The sequence below is a fragment of the Ferrigenium kumadai genome (assembly GCF_018324385.1).
GTDB classification, from domain to species: domain Bacteria; phylum Pseudomonadota; class Gammaproteobacteria; order Burkholderiales; family Gallionellaceae; genus Gallionella; species Gallionella kumadai.
In genome coordinates this window covers 1,427,055-1,441,207 of sequence record NZ_AP019536.1, presented here as the reverse complement: position 1 = coordinate 1,441,207, position 14,153 = coordinate 1,427,055, and the positions used below count along the sequence as shown (strand labels likewise).

The window sequence follows — 14,153 nt, the reverse complement described above, 5'->3', positions numbered from 1 at the left end:
CCTGAAAGATTCAGCATGATTCCAGAGATTGGTCATTTCACGTTGATCGTTGCGTTGTTCCTCGCTCTTTGCATGGGCGTGCTGCCCATCGTCGGTGCGGCGCGCAACAACGCGGTGCTGATGGGCGTCGCCCGTCCGCTGGCTGCGGGCCAGTTCGTGTTCCTCGGCATCGCCCTCGCTTGCCTGGGGTATGCCTTTGTCTCCAACGATTTCTCCGTGTTGTATGTGGCGCAGCATTCCAATTCGCAGTTGCCTACCGTCTACCGGATATCCGCCATCTGGGGCGGGCACGAAGGTTCGCTGCTGCTCTGGGCTTTCATCCTCTCCGCATGGGCGCTGGCCGTCGCCACTTACAGCAAGCACCTGCCGGAAGAGATGGTGGCGCGCGTGCTCGGCGTGATGGGCCTGGTCGCGGTCGGATTCCTGCTGTTCATGCTGATGACCTCGAATCCGTTCGATCGTTTGATTCCTGCCGCGGCTGACGGGCGCGATCTGAATCCCTTGCTGCAAGACCCCGGCCTGGTGATCCATCCGCCGATGCTGTACATGGGCTATGTCGGATTCTCGGTGGCGTTCGCTTTCGCCATCGCCGCACTGCTCGGCGGCAAGCTTGATACCACCTGGGCGCGCTGGTCGCGCCCCTGGACCACCATTGCCTGGGTGTTCATGACAGGCGGCATCGCGCTGGGCAGCTGGTGGGCGTATTATGAACTGGGCTGGGGCGGCTGGTGGTTCTGGGATCCGGTGGAGAACGCCTCCCTGATGCCGTGGCTGCTCGGCACTGCGCTGATGCACTCGCTGGCGGTGACCGAGAAGCGCGGCGCGTTCAAGAGCTGGACTGTGCTGCTCGCGATCGCCGCATTCTCGCTGAGCCTGCTGGGCACCTTCCTGGTTCGCTCCGGCGTGCTGACCTCGGTGCATTCGTTCGCGGCCGACCCCAAGCGCGGCATCTTCATCCTCTCATTCCTGGTCGTCGTGATCGGCGCGTCCCTGCTGCTGTTCGCCTGGCGCGCACCCAAGGTCGGTCTGGGGGGGAAGTTTGACCTGCTGTCGCGCGAATCGCTGCTGCTGTCCAATAACGTGCTGCTGTCGGTGGCATCCGCTTCCGTGTTCATCGGTACGCTGTATCCCTTGTTCATGGATGCGCTGGGCTTCGGAAAACTGTCGGTCGGGCCACCGTATTTCGAGGCGGTGTTCGTGCCGCTGATGGTGCCGATGGTGCTGATGATGGGCCTCGGCCCGCTGGCGCGCTGGAAGAAGATCGACGGCCTCGAGCTCGCCAAGCGCGTGCGTTGGGCATTCGCCAGTGCGTTGCTGATCGCGTTGTTGTTGCCGCTGGTGATGGGCAAGTGGACTCCGCTGATTGCGCTGGGTTTGTTGCTGGCATTCTGGATCATCGCTTCGGTGGTGTTGAGCCTGCGCGAGCGGTTGGCCGGACGCGACAACTTCATGCAGAGGCTGCGTAACCAGTCGCGCAGCTATTACGGCATGCAGTTTGCGCACCTCGGCGTGGCGGTGTTCATCATCGGCGTGACGATGGTGAAGGGCTACGAGACCGAGCGCGACGTGCGCATGAATGTCGGCGACACGGTGCAGGCGGCCGGTTACGAATTCCGTTTCAACGGCGTCACAGAAGAGCAGGGCCCGAACTACGTGGCCGGACGCGGCAATGTGACGGTCAGCAAGGATGGCAAGCTGGTTACCGAGTTGCATCCCGAGAAGCGCCAGTACAACGCATCCGGCATGCCGATGACCGAAGCCTCGATCAGCGCCGGGCTGCTGCGAGACCTGTATGTGTCGCTGGGCGAGCCGATTCCGGACAGCAACGGCGCATGGGCCGTGCGCGTCTATGTCAAACCGTTCGTGGACTGGATCTGGGCGGGCTGTCTGTTGATGGCGCTGGGCGGCGTGCTGGCGATCAGCGACCGCCGTTACCGTATCCACAGCAAGCGCACCAAACCGGAAGTGAGTGGCGCTGAATTGCCATTGAAGGAGAAGACAGCATGATGCGTTTCATCCTGCCGTTCATAGTGTTCGTGATCCTGGCCGCGTTTTTGTATGTAGGCCTCGGCCTCAATCCGCGCGAAGTGAACTCGCCGTTGATCGACAAACCGGCGCCCGCGTTCACGCTGCCGCAGTTGCACGAGCCGGCCAAACTGTTTTCGCCGGCGGACATGAAGGGCAAGGTCTGGTTGCTCAACGTCTGGGCTTCCTGGTGCGTGTCCTGCCGTGAAGAGCATCCGGTGCTGATGGAACTGGCGCGCCAGAACATCGTGCCGGTCTACGGCCTGGACTACAAGGACAAGAACGAGGACGCCGAACTGTGGCTGAAGAAGGGCGGCGATCCCTATGTGCTGAGCGTGTCCGACGCCGATGGCCGCATCGGCATCGATTACGGCGTGTACGGCGTGCCCGAGACTTATGTGATCGACAAACAGGGGGTGATCCGGTACAAGCAGATCGGGCCGGTGACGCCGCAGAATCTGAGCGAAAAGATCCTTCCCCTCGTAGCGGAGCTGCAAGCGAAATGAAGAAATACCTGCTGATATTGTTGTTCAGCCTGATGCCCGTCTTTTCATACGCGGGCGAGGCGAAGGATATGGCCGAAGACCCGGTGCTGGAAAAACGCATGATCGGCCTGGCGGAAAAGCTGCGCTGCCTAGTTTGCCAGAACGAGTCGCTGGCCAGTTCGCATGCCGAATTGGCAGAAGACCTGCGCCGCGAAGTGCGCGAGCAGATGAAGCTGGGCAAGAGCGACCAGGAGATCATCGACTATCTGGTCGCACGTTACGGCGACTTCGTGCTGTACGATCCGCCGGTGAAGAAGACCACGCTGCTGCTGTGGTACGGCCCGTTCGCCCTGCTGCTCATCGGCGGCGGTGTGCTGGTCTACCAGTTGCGCAAGCGCAAGGGCCAGATCGCCGAACCTGAACTGTCTGCCGAGGAGGCGCAGCGCGCAGCGGCCTTGTTGAACGAGCCTGCCGATACCCCCAATCAACCGAAAGACCCGCAAGCATGACCCTATTCTGGATAGTCTGCGCAGTGCTGCTGATCGTGGCGCTGCTGTTCGTGGTGCTGCCGCTGTGGCGCGCTACAGCCAACAACAACGATGTGCTTCGCGATGCGGCCAATCTGGAAATATTGCGCGACCAGTCGGCCGAACTCGAAACCGATCTGCGCAACGGTTTGTTGACGCAAGAGGCGTTCGAGCAGGGCAAGCGCGAATTGCAGGCACGACTGCTGGAAGAGGTGAAGACCACGGGGCAAAGCGTCAAACTGACGCACAATCCCGCCAAGGTGTTGGCGGTCGTACTGGCGGTGTTGCTGCCGCTGCTCGCCGTGCCGCTCTATCTCACCATAGGCAACCCCAAGGCCATGCTTCAGCAGGAGGTGCTCGCCACCGCCGACGGTTTCGGCATCGTCCGTTCCGAAGCGGCGCTGCAGGAACTGGAAAAGAAAATGGAACGCATGCCGGAGAATCCCGACGGCTGGCTGCTGCTGGCGCGTTCCTATGCCGAGTTGCAGCGCTTCCCCGATGCGGTGCGCGCCTACCAGAAGCTGGTGCAACTGGTGCCCAACGAGGCGCAGCTGTGGGCGGATTACGCCGACGCGACGGCGATGAACAACAATCAGTCGTTGAAGGGCGAGCCGACCAAGTTCCTCGACAAGGCGCTGGCGTTGGATGGCAACAACACCGCCGCGCTGGCGCTGTCCGGGTCGGCGGCGATGGAGCGCGGCGACTATGCCGCGGCGATCACACACTGGCAGAAGCTTGTCGACCTGCTGCCGCAGGATTACCCGAACGTGCAGATGATCCACGACGGTATCAAGCAGGCCAAGGAATTCCTCGCGATGCAGAAGGGCGGCAAGCAAATGCTGGCGCAGATCGATGCGGCCCATGCAGCCGAGAAGGCTGCTGCCGCCAATCCGGCGATGGCGATCAGCGGCAAGGTCGCATTGAGTCCCGCGCTGACCGGGAAGGTTGCGCCGACCGACACCGTGTTCGTCCTCGCGCGTGCTGCGAACGGCCCCAAGATGCCGCTCGCCGTGTTCCGCAAGCAGGTGAAGGATCTGCCGCTGGCATTCACTCTCGACGACAGCATGGCGATGCAGCCCCAGCTGAAGCTGTCCGGTTTCAGCGAGGTCGTGGTGGTCGCGCGCGTCTCGAAGTCCGGCACGCCGATGGCTCAGCCCGGCGACCTGCAGGGAACCACAGCGAGCATCAAGCCTGGCACCAAGGGGCTGAACATCGTGATCGACACGGTCGTGCAATAGTCGGTCGACGTACATCGATCTGGCTGCGATGTACCGAATAATGTATCTGTAAGGGATCAAGGGGTTGAGCTGTGCTGCTATCAGCCGACTCAACCATCTCCTTGAGCCGTCTTCACAAACGTCATATTCTGCCTCTCCCTTCCTACATACTTCAGCGTATTGCGCGCCTGGGGTTTGGATAGGATATTTGCGCCGAAGGGTGTTGGCGCCGTCGTTTCATCCACAACGTTTTTTGCCGACCCGGTGACAACTAAGGGAGATCGGCATGTGCAAAAGAAACCTGGCGTTGCTGGCGTTTGTTCTCGCTATCCTCCCACCGACCGCAGCTGCAGATAACCCGATTTCAATCTTCGGAAAACTGGATGCCGATGTAGAGTCGGTTCGCAGCAGCCAGCCAGGGGCGGGCACCGCTTCCGCACGTAACCGCATCGCCACGAATGCGTCACGCATCGGCGTGAGGGGAAGCAAGGACGTGGGGGGCGGTAGGGAAGTTATCTGGCAGCTTGCTACCCGCGTGAATCTGAACGGTGCGGAAACGGGTGGTGGGGGAGGGCTTTTCACTCTATGGGGCAATTCTCGTATCGGCCTGCAAGGCAATTTCGGCACGCTGTTCCTTGGAGTATGGGATACGCCGTTCCGGCAGGCATACGACAAGGTCGACCTGTTCGACAATTCACATATTGCCAGTCCCATGGCTGTGCTGGGAAGCATCGGCAACGGCATCGGCGCCGCCACCACTGTTCCGACGGCAGCGCAGGGATTTTCACCCTCCGTAGGTGGCGTCACTGTCGCTTCTACTGGTTTCTATCGCCGGCAGAAGAGTTCGCTGCAATACTGGACTCCGCAGTACCGGAATATCCAATTCAAACTCGCCTACAGTGTCGACGATCCCGGCAGCCGGACCGTTGCGGCTAATCCTTCGTTGTGGTCGTTATCGGCCACCTATGATCGCGAGCCGCTATATCTTGCCATGGCATACGAACGTCACCAGGACTTGAAGGTGCTGGCGGGTGCCAATGTCCGCGGCACCGATACAGGCACGCGGCTGATCGGAGGCTACCGGATCGGGGCCGGCAAAGTCGGAGTGGTTTACGAGCGCCTCAGTTTCAGTACGCTGGCCTCAGGCAGTACTGCCCGTAACGCCTTGAGCCTGTCGGGTTCATACCGCTTCGACGACAGCAGCCTTGGCGCGGTGTATACGCACGCAGATGATTTGTCCGGCACCGTCGGCACAGGCGCCAACCAGTTCTCGTTGCGCTACGGCTATGTGCTTTTCGATGGCGCCGAGCTATATGGCCAATACACGGCCATCCGCAACCGGGCAAACGGCACTTACAACTTCGGCGATGGCCTGAACATAGCAACGTCATCCGGTGCAACGATTTCCGGACTTGGCGTGGGAGTCGCGTATGCCTTCTGATCCCCGCCGATTGCCTTACGCGAATCCTGAACTCCGGCGCATGTTATGGCTGCTGTCGGGATTGACCGCGCTCTTTGTCTTCATCTGGTTGGCGCCCGCGCTCTACACTGTGCAGGGTATGGCGAGTTACTTGCCGGTGCACATGTTTGCAGAAACATTTTCCATCGTCGTTGCGATGCTGGTGTTCGGCGTTGCCTGGAATGCCTACAGCGTGGAGCGTCCGGGCAACATTATCATCCTCGCCTGCGCACTGCTTGCGGTGGGGCTGGTCGATTTCGCGCACATGCTGTCGTTCAAAGGCATGCCAGAGTGCATTACCCCCAGCGGGCCGGAAAAGGCCATCAACCTGTGGCTGTCGGCACGCTTGCTGGCTGCGCTGGCGCTGCTTGCCGCGGCGTTGAGGCCATGGCTGCCTTTGACCGAACCGCGCACCCGCTACTGGCTGCTGGCAGGCAGCCTGGCCATTGCTGTCGGGGTAAGCTGGCTTGGACTGGCTTATCCGCAGGCATGGCCGCGTACATTCATTGCCGGCCAGGGACTGACGCCGTTCAAGATCGGCGCGGAATACGCGATCGTCGCCATCCTGCTGTTGCCCGCAGTACTGTTCTATCGTCAGGCAAGACGGCCGCAGACCTACGATGCGGCCAGCCTGTTTGCCGCCACGGTCATCACCATCCTGAGCGAATTGAGTTTCACGCTCTATTCCGACGTGGCTGACATCTTCAATCTGCTCGGCCATTTTTATAAAATCGTGGCGTATTTCTTTATCTATCGCGCGGTGTTCGTTGCCAGCGTGCGCGAGCCGTTCCAGCGGCTGGATGCCGAGTTCGCCGAGAACCGGCGGATCGCGAAGGCGCTGCAAACCGTGTCGCTGTATACCAGGAGCCTGATCGAGGCGAGCCTCGACCCGCTGGTGACCATCAATGCGGCAGGCAAGATCACCGACGTCAACCACGCGACCGAGCAGGTCACTGGGATGAGTCGCGCTGAGCTGATCGGGACGGATTTCTCGGATTACTTTACTGACCCGGACAAGGCTCGGTCAGGCTATCAGCAGGTGTTCCTCAAGGGTTCGGTCACCGATTACCTGTTGGCGTTGCGCCACCGCGACGGCCATGTGACTGACGTGCTGTACAACGCCAGCGTCTATTGCGATGAAACAGGCGAGGTGCTGGGCGTGTTCGCCGCCGCACGCGACATCACCGAACGCAAGAAGGCGGAAGAAAATCTGCTCGCACTCAAGAACGATCTGGAAATCAGGGTGCAGGAACGCACTACCCAGCTCGAGGCCGCGAACCAGGAACTGGAAGCCTTTTCCTATTCGGTTTCGCACGACCTGCGCACACCATTGCGCGCTATCGATGGCTTCTCCGGCATCCTGCTCGAGGACTATGCCGACAAGCTGGATGACGAAGGCAAGCGTTTGCTGAATGTGGTGCGCGACAACACCGTGCGGATGGGACAGCTCATCGACGACATCCTCAAGTTCTCCCGCGCGGGGCGCCTGGAATTGAGCTACTCCGCCATCGACATGGAAGAGCTCGCCCGCTCGGTCTGCGAAGAACTGCAGCCCGCCATAGCCGGGCACGAGGTGCCGGTGGAGATCGAACATTTGCCTTCCGCTATGGGCGACCGCGCCATGATGCGTCAGGTGTTCGTCAATCTGCTGTCCAACGCGATCAAGTTCAGCCGCTCCAAAGAAGGTGCTCACGTAAAGGTGGGGGGCTCAATCGAGGGCAATGAGGCCATTTATTTTGTGCAGGACAACGGGGTCGGATTCGACATGCAATATGTCGGCAAACTGTTCGGGGTGTTCCAGAGGCTGCACGGCATAACCGAATTCGAGGGAACCGGCATCGGCCTGGCCATCGTCAAACGTGTGGTTACCCGTCATGGCGGGCGAGTTTGGGCCGAGGGAAAAGTGGGAGAGGGGGCGACCGTTTATTTTGCTTTACCGACCAGGGAGAAGGAGCATGGATGAAGCGGTGAAAGAGGTTGAGATCCTGCTGGTGGAGGATAATCCGACGGATGCGGAGCTGGCCATACGGGCGCTGAAGAAAAGCAACCTGGCCAACCGGCTGGTGTGGGTGAAGGATGGGGCGGAAGCGCTGGATTTTCTGTTCGCTACTGGGGCATACGCGACTCGCAGCATCGGAGACGGCCCGCGAGTCATCCTGCTGGATTTGCGCCTGCCCAAGGTGGACGGCATGGAGGTGTTGCGGAGGGTCAAGGGCGACGAGCGCACCAAGACTATTCCCGTCGTGGTGTTGACCTCTTCCAAGGAGGACCGGGACGTGGCGGAGAGCTACCGGCTCGGAGTCAACAGCTACATCAGCAAGCCAGTGGAGTTCGACGAATTTGCCAAGACGGTAGCCGAGCTGGGGCTCTACTGGCTGCTGGTCAACCACCCGCCGGTGGTGCCGAGATAGCCATGGAACAGGCCGCCATAAATAAGGAATTGCGGGTCCTGATGCTGGAGGACACGCCTACCGATGCCGAGCTGATAGAGCATGAGCTGCGCAAAGCGGGTATTGCTTTCATCTCGAGACGAGTTGAGATGCGGGATGCGTTCGTCCACGCACTGGAGGACTTCAAACCGGATGTCATCCTGTCCGACTACCATTTGCCCGACTTCGATGGCATGACGGCACTGACGATAGTACGACACACCCATCCGGAGATGCCGGTGATCATGGTCACCGGCACACTTTCCGATGTTGAGGCGGTAGAGCTGATCGACGCGGGCGCCAGGGACTACGTACTGAAAGACCGCCTGGCGCGTTTGGCTCCCGCCGTCGAACGTGTGATATCGGCCGAGCTGGGTATCCGTGCGCGCAAGTCGGCAGAAAAGGCGTTGCGCGAGAGCGAGGCAAAATTTCGTGCGCTGGTGGAATCCACCAGCGACTGGATATGGGAAATCGACGAACATGGCATTTACACTTACGCAAGCCCGCAGATATACGAAATCCTAGGTTATACCGTTGAGGAGATAATCGGAAAGGCTCCGTTCGATCTGATGCCGCCCGAGGAGGCGCAGCGGGTCAGAGGCATCTTTGAAGCCATTCTGAAGGAGGGAAGGGCTTTCCGATTCCTGGAAAATGAGAATCGGCACAAGGACGGCCGGATCGTTTTTATGGAAACCAGCGCCACGCCCATTTTTGAGGGGCAGGGTGTTTTCAAAGGCTATCGCGGAATCGATCGCGACATCACCGAGCGCAAAGAGGCAGAGAAGGAACGCCGTACCAGCGCGGAAAAGCTGGAACATACCCTGCTGCAAACCATCGAGGCCGTCGCAGCCACCGTCGATGCTCGCGATCCCTACACCGCCGGACATCAACGGCGGGTGGCCGCTCTTGCCAGCGCCATTGCCCATGAAATGGGACTCCCCGAGGACAAGATCCGGGGGCTTTATCTGGCTGCCAGCATTCACGATCTCGGCAAAGTTCATCTCCCGGCCGAAATCCTCAGCAAACCCGGCACCCTGAGTCCGATCGAATATGAGCTGGTCAAGACACATCCCCAAATCGGATACGACATCATCAAGGATGTGCAGTTTCCCTGGCCGATTGCGCAAATGGTGCTACAGCATCACGAACGTCTGGACGGATCTGGTTATCCGCAGGGATTGAAGGCCGAGCAGATTCTGCCCGAGGCGAGGATACTGGCGGTGGCCGACGTGGTGGAGGCGATGTCGTCTCATCGTCCTTATCGTCCTGGTCTGGGACTGGAATCGGCACTGGATGAAATCGCCAGGCAGCGCGGAGTGCTTTATGCCCCGGATGCCGTGGATAACTGTCTCGCCTTGTTCAGGGAAAAAAACTACGCTTTCCCGACCAATGCGAAGCATGAGTTCTTCATGAAACCCACGACATAACTTCGGCTCTGACGCCTTATTGGTAGCGCAATGCCTCTATCGGGTCGAGTTGCGCCGCTTTCTTTGCCGGATAGAAACCGAAGAAGATTCCCACGGCTGCGGCAACGCCGAACGCCACTACTACCGAGCTGAACGAAATGATGACCAGCGTGCCGGTCAGCGCCTCGGTCAGCAGCGCGCCGCCGATGCCCAGCAGCAAGCCGATGAAACAGCCGACCACCGAGATGATGATCGCCTCCAGCAGGAATTGCAGCAGGATGTCGCGTTCGCGTGCGCCGATGGCCATGCGAATGCCGATCTCGCGGGTACGTTCAGTGACCGAGACCAGCATGATGTTCATGATGCCGATGCCGCCCACCAGCAGCGATACCGAAGCGATGGCACCGAGCAGAAGCGACATGATGCGAGTGCTCTCGGCTGCAGAGTCGGCCACGGCGGTGAGGTTGCGCAGCGAGAAGTCATCCTCCATGCCTTCGCGGATGCGGTGCCGCTGGCGCAGCAGAGAGCTCATGGATCGTTCCACCTCGGGCATGATCTCCTGTGTGGTGGTTTGGACCATCATCAGGCGCACCGAGCCCGGGAACTGATTGCCAAACACCTGGCGTTGTGCGGTGGTGAGAGGGATGAGGATGGTATCGTCCTGATCGCGCCCGTCCATGCCTTGTCCCTTTATTCCCAGCACGCCAAGTATCACAAAAGGGCTCTGGAGGATGCGGATGGTCTTGCCGACGGGGTCTTCGCCGCCGAACAGGTTCTGCGCGGCGGTCTGTCCGATCAGCGCGACACGAGTGGCGGAGCGCACGTCGGAATCGGTGAAGGCTGAACCGGAGACCACCGTCCATGAACGCGCGTCCAGATAGCTTGGTGTGGTGCCGATGACGGACGTGTTCCAGTTGTTGGGACCATACACCACCTGTGCGTTTCCCGGCTGGATCGGAGCGACGGCCTGGACACCCGACAGTTCGGCGATGGCATCCGCATCGTTTACCGTCAGGGTATGGGCGCCACCGCTGGCGGAGCGCACACCGCCGGTCGAAGTATGTCCGGAAAGCAGCACGAAGAGGTTGCTTCCCATCGCGGCGATGCTTTGCTTGATGGCGTATTGCGCGCCTTGTCCGATCGACATCATCAGCACCACTGCGCCCACGCCGATCACCATGCCGAGCATGGTCAGCATCGTGCGCAGGCGGTTTGCCCCCATTGCCTGCCAGGCTTCGCCGAGCATCGCTATAGTCATGTCGTGCGCTCCTGAACCGGGTGGTCGCTGACGATGCGTCCATCGAGAAAGTGGACCTGGCGCTTGGCGTGATGCGCAATGTCGGTCTCATGGGTGACCAGCACGATGGTGATGCCTTCGCGGTTGAGCGACTCGAACAGCGCCATGATCTCCTCGCCGGTGCGGCTGTCGAGGTTGCCGGTGGGTTCGTCGGCGAGGATCAGGCTCGGGTGGTTGACCAGCGCGCGTGCGATGGCGACGCGCTGTTGCTGACCGCCGGAGATCTTGTTGGGCATGGAATCGAAATATCTTTCCAGTCCGACCTTGACGAGCAGATCGCGCGCTCGCTGCTGGCGCTCGGTGCGATCCACGCCGCTGTAGATCAGCGGCAGGGCGACATTGTCCTGCAACGACATGCGCGGCAGCAGGTTGAAGCCCTGGAACACAAAACCGATGGTGCGGTTGCGCAAGCCGGCCAGTTCGTCCCGGTTCAGTTCGGCGACGTTTCGGCCGTTCAGCAGGTAGCGCCCGGCCGTGGGTTCGTCGAGGCAGCCGAGGATGTTCATGAAGGTGGACTTGCCCGAACCGGACGGCCCCATGATGGCGACGAACTCGCCCGCACCGATCTGCAGGCTGACATCCTTCAGCACTGGGAACAGGCCCGCGGAAGTCTCATAGGACTTGTGCAGCCCTTCGATGCGGATGACGGTGTCGTTCATCAGAACATTCTCATGCGCGGCGGCGAACTGCTGCTGGGCGTGCTGTTTGCGGCATGTGCATTGCCGACCACCACCTGGTCGCCCGCTTTGAGTTCGCCGCCAAGAATCTCGGTATTACGGTTGTCGGTGATGCCGAGCGAGACGCCAACAGGCGCCAGTTTGCCGTCCTTCAGCACATACACCTTGCCGGAGAAGGCGTCGCGCGGGTGCCCGGACAAATATTTTTCGTCCTTCGGTTTCGGGCCTACACCATTGGTTGCAGCCCCTTTCTTCGGCTGTTCGCCATTGGCCGGTTTGAAACGCAGTGCTGCATTGGGAACCAGCAGCGCGTCCTTGCGCTCCGCCACGGCGATGCTCACGTAAGCTGTCATGCCGGGCATCAGGATCTGCTCGGGATTGTCCACGTCGATCACCACGTCGTAGGTGACGACGTTCTGCAGCGTGGTCGGATTCAGCCGCACCTGGCGCACCGTTCCCTGAAAGCTGCGGTTGGGGAATGCATCCACACTGAAGCGCGCCGTCTGGCCGATGCGGATGCCGCCGACGTCTGCTTCGGCGAAGCTTGCGTCGATCTGCATCTCTGACAGATCCTGCGCGATCTTGAACAGGGTGGGGGTCTGCAGGCTGGCGGCGACGGTTTGGCCGACATCCACTGCACGGTCCACGACCACGCCGGAAACCGGCGAACGGATCACCGAGTAGGATAGATTGGCTTTATCTTTTTCCACGGCCGCGCGCGCGAGTTTTAGTTGTGCATCGGCGGCTTTCTTCGCCTGCACGGCGGTATCGAATTCCTGGCGCGACACGTATTCCTGCGCATACAGATTGCGCATGCGTGCCTCGTTGGCGCTGGCGAGATCCAAAGAAGCGGCAGCGCTCAGCACGTTGGCCTGACTCTGCTTCTGTTGCGCGGCGAGCAGCGCATCGTCCAGTTCCAGCAGCACCTGTCCTTTCTCGACCTTGCTGTTGAAATCCACATACAGTTTTTTCACCGTGCCCGAGACCTGGGTGCCGACGTTAACCAGCGACACCGGATTGATGGTGCCGTTGGCGGAAACGGTCTGGCTGAGATCGCCTTTCGCTATGCCTTCCAGGCGGTATTGCTGTTCCGGTGCGATGGCGCCAAGCTGGCGGTAGGCGACGACACCTGTACCTACGAGAACTACGGCTAGCAGGAGCAGGGCGACGGGGGAGCGCAGGATTTTCTTCATGGGAGTGCTTTCTCTGGTGCGGCGGGCGACAAGGTTTGCAACAGGTTGCCGTCCAGGTTGCCCATAGCCTGGGCGAGGGTGGCGCGGCCGATGTTCCAGTCGAGCATGGATTGGATGCGCTGCTGTCGTGCGCTGGCCAGCGCACTTTGCGCGTTCAGCACATCCAGGATGCTGCCCACACCGGCTTGGTAGCGGCCCAACGCGACACGCTCAGATTGCTCCGCGCTGTGCAGCAGGTCGGCGGTGGTGCGCAGCGATTGCGTGGCAGTGATGAGGTTCTGATAGGCGTTCCACACGTCCAGCGCAACCTGAGATCGCACACGTTCCATTTGTGCCTGCTGCGCTTCTACCTGTGCCTCGGCAGCGCGGACGCGGTAGGTGGGCGCAAAGCCGGAGAACAACGGCACGCTCAGGTTGACGCCGAGCGACGAGCCATGCGAGGTGATGCCCGCACTATTGGCCTGTGTGGTCGATGCGGTCAACGAGATCGACGGCTTGCCTGCGGCACGAGCTGCATCCGCACTGGCCTCTGCGGCTTTCACCTGCGCTTCGGCGGCGATCAGGTCAGGGCGCTGCCGTTTGGCTTCATCGATCAGTGCGTTCACGTCGCGGTCGAAATCCGGCGGAACGGTTTCGGAATTCGCCGCTGCGAGAGTCACGCTGCGATTGGCATCCAGGCCGATGATATTCGCCAGAGTTCCGCCAGTTTTCTTCTGGGTACCCTCCGCCGTGATGCGATTCAACGTCGCCTGCGAGTAGGCGGTCTGTGCCTGCAGCTTGTCGGCAGGCGTTGCGCTGCCGGCGAGATAGCGTGCTTCGGCGGCGTCAAAGCTTCCCTTCGCGGCGCGTTCTGCTTCGCGCGTCGCATCCAGCGCGGCCTGCGTCGCCTGCGTCTGGTAGTAGGCCTGCACCGCCGACAGGAACACGACCTGTACCGTGCTGTCCTGCGTCGAGCTCGCTGCAGCGAGCAACTGGCGCGCGCTCTCCAGGTTCGCGGCACGTGCGCCGAAATCGTACAGCAGATAGGAGAGTGTCAGTCCGAGGGTGCGCTGGTTGGTGCCGGGCGAATTGCGGTTGCCGGAAGCGCTCAGGCTGACGGCGGGAAAGTAGCTTCCCTTGCTCACCCCGACCTGCGCTGCCTGTACTCGCGAACTGGCCCACACCTCGCGGGTCTGTGGATTGTTGCACAGGGCCAGGTTGACCACGTCGAACAGATTGAGTGTGCTGCGCGGCGCCGCATCCGCGCAGGGATCGCCCACCGCGCCACCAAGGCGCAAAGCGGGCTTGAGCGGCAGGGACGCTTCGGTGTTCAGCGGATCTCTTTCCGCGCACAAGGCTACGCTGCTCCACAGGCAGAGCAGTGCTGGCAGGACCGAGCGTTGCAGGCGTAGTCGCATGGGGAGTCTTCGTATTCAGAGTGTTCAGTATAACGGCTGCC

General features: G+C 60.8%; 12 protein-coding genes. 8 read left to right on the top strand and 4 right to left on the bottom strand.

The features are described from left to right. The first annotated feature begins 15 nt into the window (after positions 1-15). The 8 genes from FGKAn22_RS06865 (at position 16) to FGKAn22_RS06830 (ending at position 9,569) form a co-directional block, all read left to right on the top strand. Positions 16-2,007, top strand: a complete 1,992-nt coding sequence (locus FGKAn22_RS06865; RefSeq protein WP_212784887.1) for a heme lyase CcmF/NrfE family subunit — start codon at positions 16-18, stop codon at positions 2,005-2,007. Further along, positions 2,004-2,531 carry a DsbE family thiol:disulfide interchange protein gene (locus FGKAn22_RS06860; protein ID WP_212784886.1) on the top strand — a complete coding sequence of 176 codons (528 nt, stop codon included), beginning with the start codon at positions 2,004-2,006 and terminating at the stop codon, positions 2,529-2,531. Before FGKAn22_RS06865 ends, FGKAn22_RS06860 begins: the two co-directional genes overlap by 4 nt. Then, entirely contained in the window at positions 2,528-3,019 is a 492-nt protein-coding gene (locus FGKAn22_RS06855) for a cytochrome c-type biogenesis protein (protein ID WP_212784885.1), read from the top strand. Before FGKAn22_RS06860 ends, FGKAn22_RS06855 begins: the two co-directional genes overlap by 4 nt. Continuing rightward, entirely contained in the window at positions 3,016-4,275 is a 1,260-nt protein-coding gene (gene ccmI / locus FGKAn22_RS06850) for a c-type cytochrome biogenesis protein CcmI (RefSeq protein WP_212784884.1), read from the top strand. Before FGKAn22_RS06855 ends, ccmI begins: the two co-directional genes overlap by 4 nt. 265 nt (positions 4,276-4,540) lie before the next feature. Then, a complete protein-coding gene (locus FGKAn22_RS06845) occupies positions 4,541-5,695 on the top strand; it encodes a porin (RefSeq protein ID WP_212784883.1) in 1,155 nt (384 codons plus the stop codon). Further along, a complete protein-coding gene (locus tag FGKAn22_RS06840) occupies positions 5,685-7,676 on the top strand; it encodes an MASE3 domain-containing protein (RefSeq protein WP_212784882.1) in 1,992 nt (663 codons plus the stop codon). The genes FGKAn22_RS06845 and FGKAn22_RS06840 overlap by 11 nt, the downstream gene beginning before the upstream one ends. Further along, entirely contained in the window at positions 7,669-8,124 is a 456-nt protein-coding gene (locus tag FGKAn22_RS06835; protein WP_212784881.1) for a response regulator, read from the top strand. The genes FGKAn22_RS06840 and FGKAn22_RS06835 overlap by 8 nt, the downstream gene beginning before the upstream one ends. A gap of 2 nt (positions 8,125-8,126) precedes the next feature. Next, a complete protein-coding gene (locus FGKAn22_RS06830; RefSeq protein ID WP_212784880.1) occupies positions 8,127-9,569 on the top strand; it encodes an HD domain-containing phosphohydrolase in 1,443 nt (480 codons plus the stop codon). A gap of 16 nt (positions 9,570-9,585) precedes the next feature. Here the strand turns inward: FGKAn22_RS06830 and FGKAn22_RS06825 are convergent, their stop codons facing one another. Genes FGKAn22_RS06825 through FGKAn22_RS06810 form a run of 4 tightly spaced genes read right to left on the bottom strand, consistent with a single transcriptional unit; the run spans position 9,586 to position 14,112 of the window. Then, positions 9,586-10,806, bottom strand: coding sequence for an ABC transporter permease (locus FGKAn22_RS06825; RefSeq protein ID WP_212784879.1), 1,221 nt, complete (start codon positions 10,804-10,806; stop codon positions 9,586-9,588). Continuing rightward, on the bottom strand, positions 10,803-11,504 hold the full coding sequence (locus tag FGKAn22_RS06820; protein ID WP_212784878.1) for an ABC transporter ATP-binding protein: 702 nt from the start codon (positions 11,502-11,504) through the stop codon (positions 10,803-10,805). The genes FGKAn22_RS06825 and FGKAn22_RS06820 overlap by 4 nt, the downstream gene beginning before the upstream one ends. Beyond that, complete coding sequence (locus FGKAn22_RS06815) at positions 11,504-12,715, bottom strand: efflux RND transporter periplasmic adaptor subunit (protein WP_212784877.1); 1,212 nt, start codon at positions 12,713-12,715, stop codon at positions 11,504-11,506. Before FGKAn22_RS06815 ends, FGKAn22_RS06820 begins: the two co-directional genes overlap by 1 nt. Beyond that, entirely contained in the window at positions 12,712-14,112 is a 1,401-nt protein-coding gene (locus tag FGKAn22_RS06810; protein ID WP_212784876.1) for a TolC family protein, read from the bottom strand. Before FGKAn22_RS06810 ends, FGKAn22_RS06815 begins: the two co-directional genes overlap by 4 nt. Positions 14,113-14,153 lie beyond the last annotated feature (41 nt).

What these genes read in the sequence shown, in the direction of transcription:
- FGKAn22_RS06825 (WP_212784879.1), bottom strand. Translation starts at nt 10,806, where the DNA reads ATGACTATAGCGATGCTCGGCGAAGCCTGGCAGGCAATGGGGGCAAAC.
- FGKAn22_RS06845 (WP_212784883.1), top strand. Translation starts at nt 4,541, where the DNA reads ATGTGCAAAAGAAACCTGGCGTTGCTGGCGTTTGTTCTCGCTATCCTC.
- FGKAn22_RS06810 (WP_212784876.1), bottom strand. Translation starts at nt 14,112, where the DNA reads ATGCGACTACGCCTGCAACGCTCGGTCCTGCCAGCACTGCTCTGCCTG.
- FGKAn22_RS06840 (WP_212784882.1), top strand. Translation starts at nt 5,685, where the DNA reads ATGCCTTCTGATCCCCGCCGATTGCCTTACGCGAATCCTGAACTCCGG.
- FGKAn22_RS06815 (WP_212784877.1), bottom strand. Translation starts at nt 12,715, where the DNA reads ATGAAGAAAATCCTGCGCTCCCCCGTCGCCCTGCTCCTGCTAGCCGTA.
- FGKAn22_RS06860 (WP_212784886.1), top strand. Translation starts at nt 2,004, where the DNA reads ATGATGCGTTTCATCCTGCCGTTCATAGTGTTCGTGATCCTGGCCGCG.
- FGKAn22_RS06855 (WP_212784885.1), top strand. Translation starts at nt 2,528, where the DNA reads ATGAAGAAATACCTGCTGATATTGTTGTTCAGCCTGATGCCCGTCTTT.
- FGKAn22_RS06835 (WP_212784881.1), top strand. Translation starts at nt 7,669, where the DNA reads ATGGATGAAGCGGTGAAAGAGGTTGAGATCCTGCTGGTGGAGGATAAT.
- FGKAn22_RS06865 (WP_212784887.1), top strand. Translation starts at nt 16, where the DNA reads ATGATTCCAGAGATTGGTCATTTCACGTTGATCGTTGCGTTGTTCCTC.
- ccmI (WP_212784884.1), top strand. Translation starts at nt 3,016, where the DNA reads ATGACCCTATTCTGGATAGTCTGCGCAGTGCTGCTGATCGTGGCGCTG.
- FGKAn22_RS06830 (WP_212784880.1), top strand. Translation starts at nt 8,127, where the DNA reads ATGGAACAGGCCGCCATAAATAAGGAATTGCGGGTCCTGATGCTGGAG.
- FGKAn22_RS06820 (WP_212784878.1), bottom strand. Translation starts at nt 11,504, where the DNA reads ATGAACGACACCGTCATCCGCATCGAAGGGCTGCACAAGTCCTATGAG.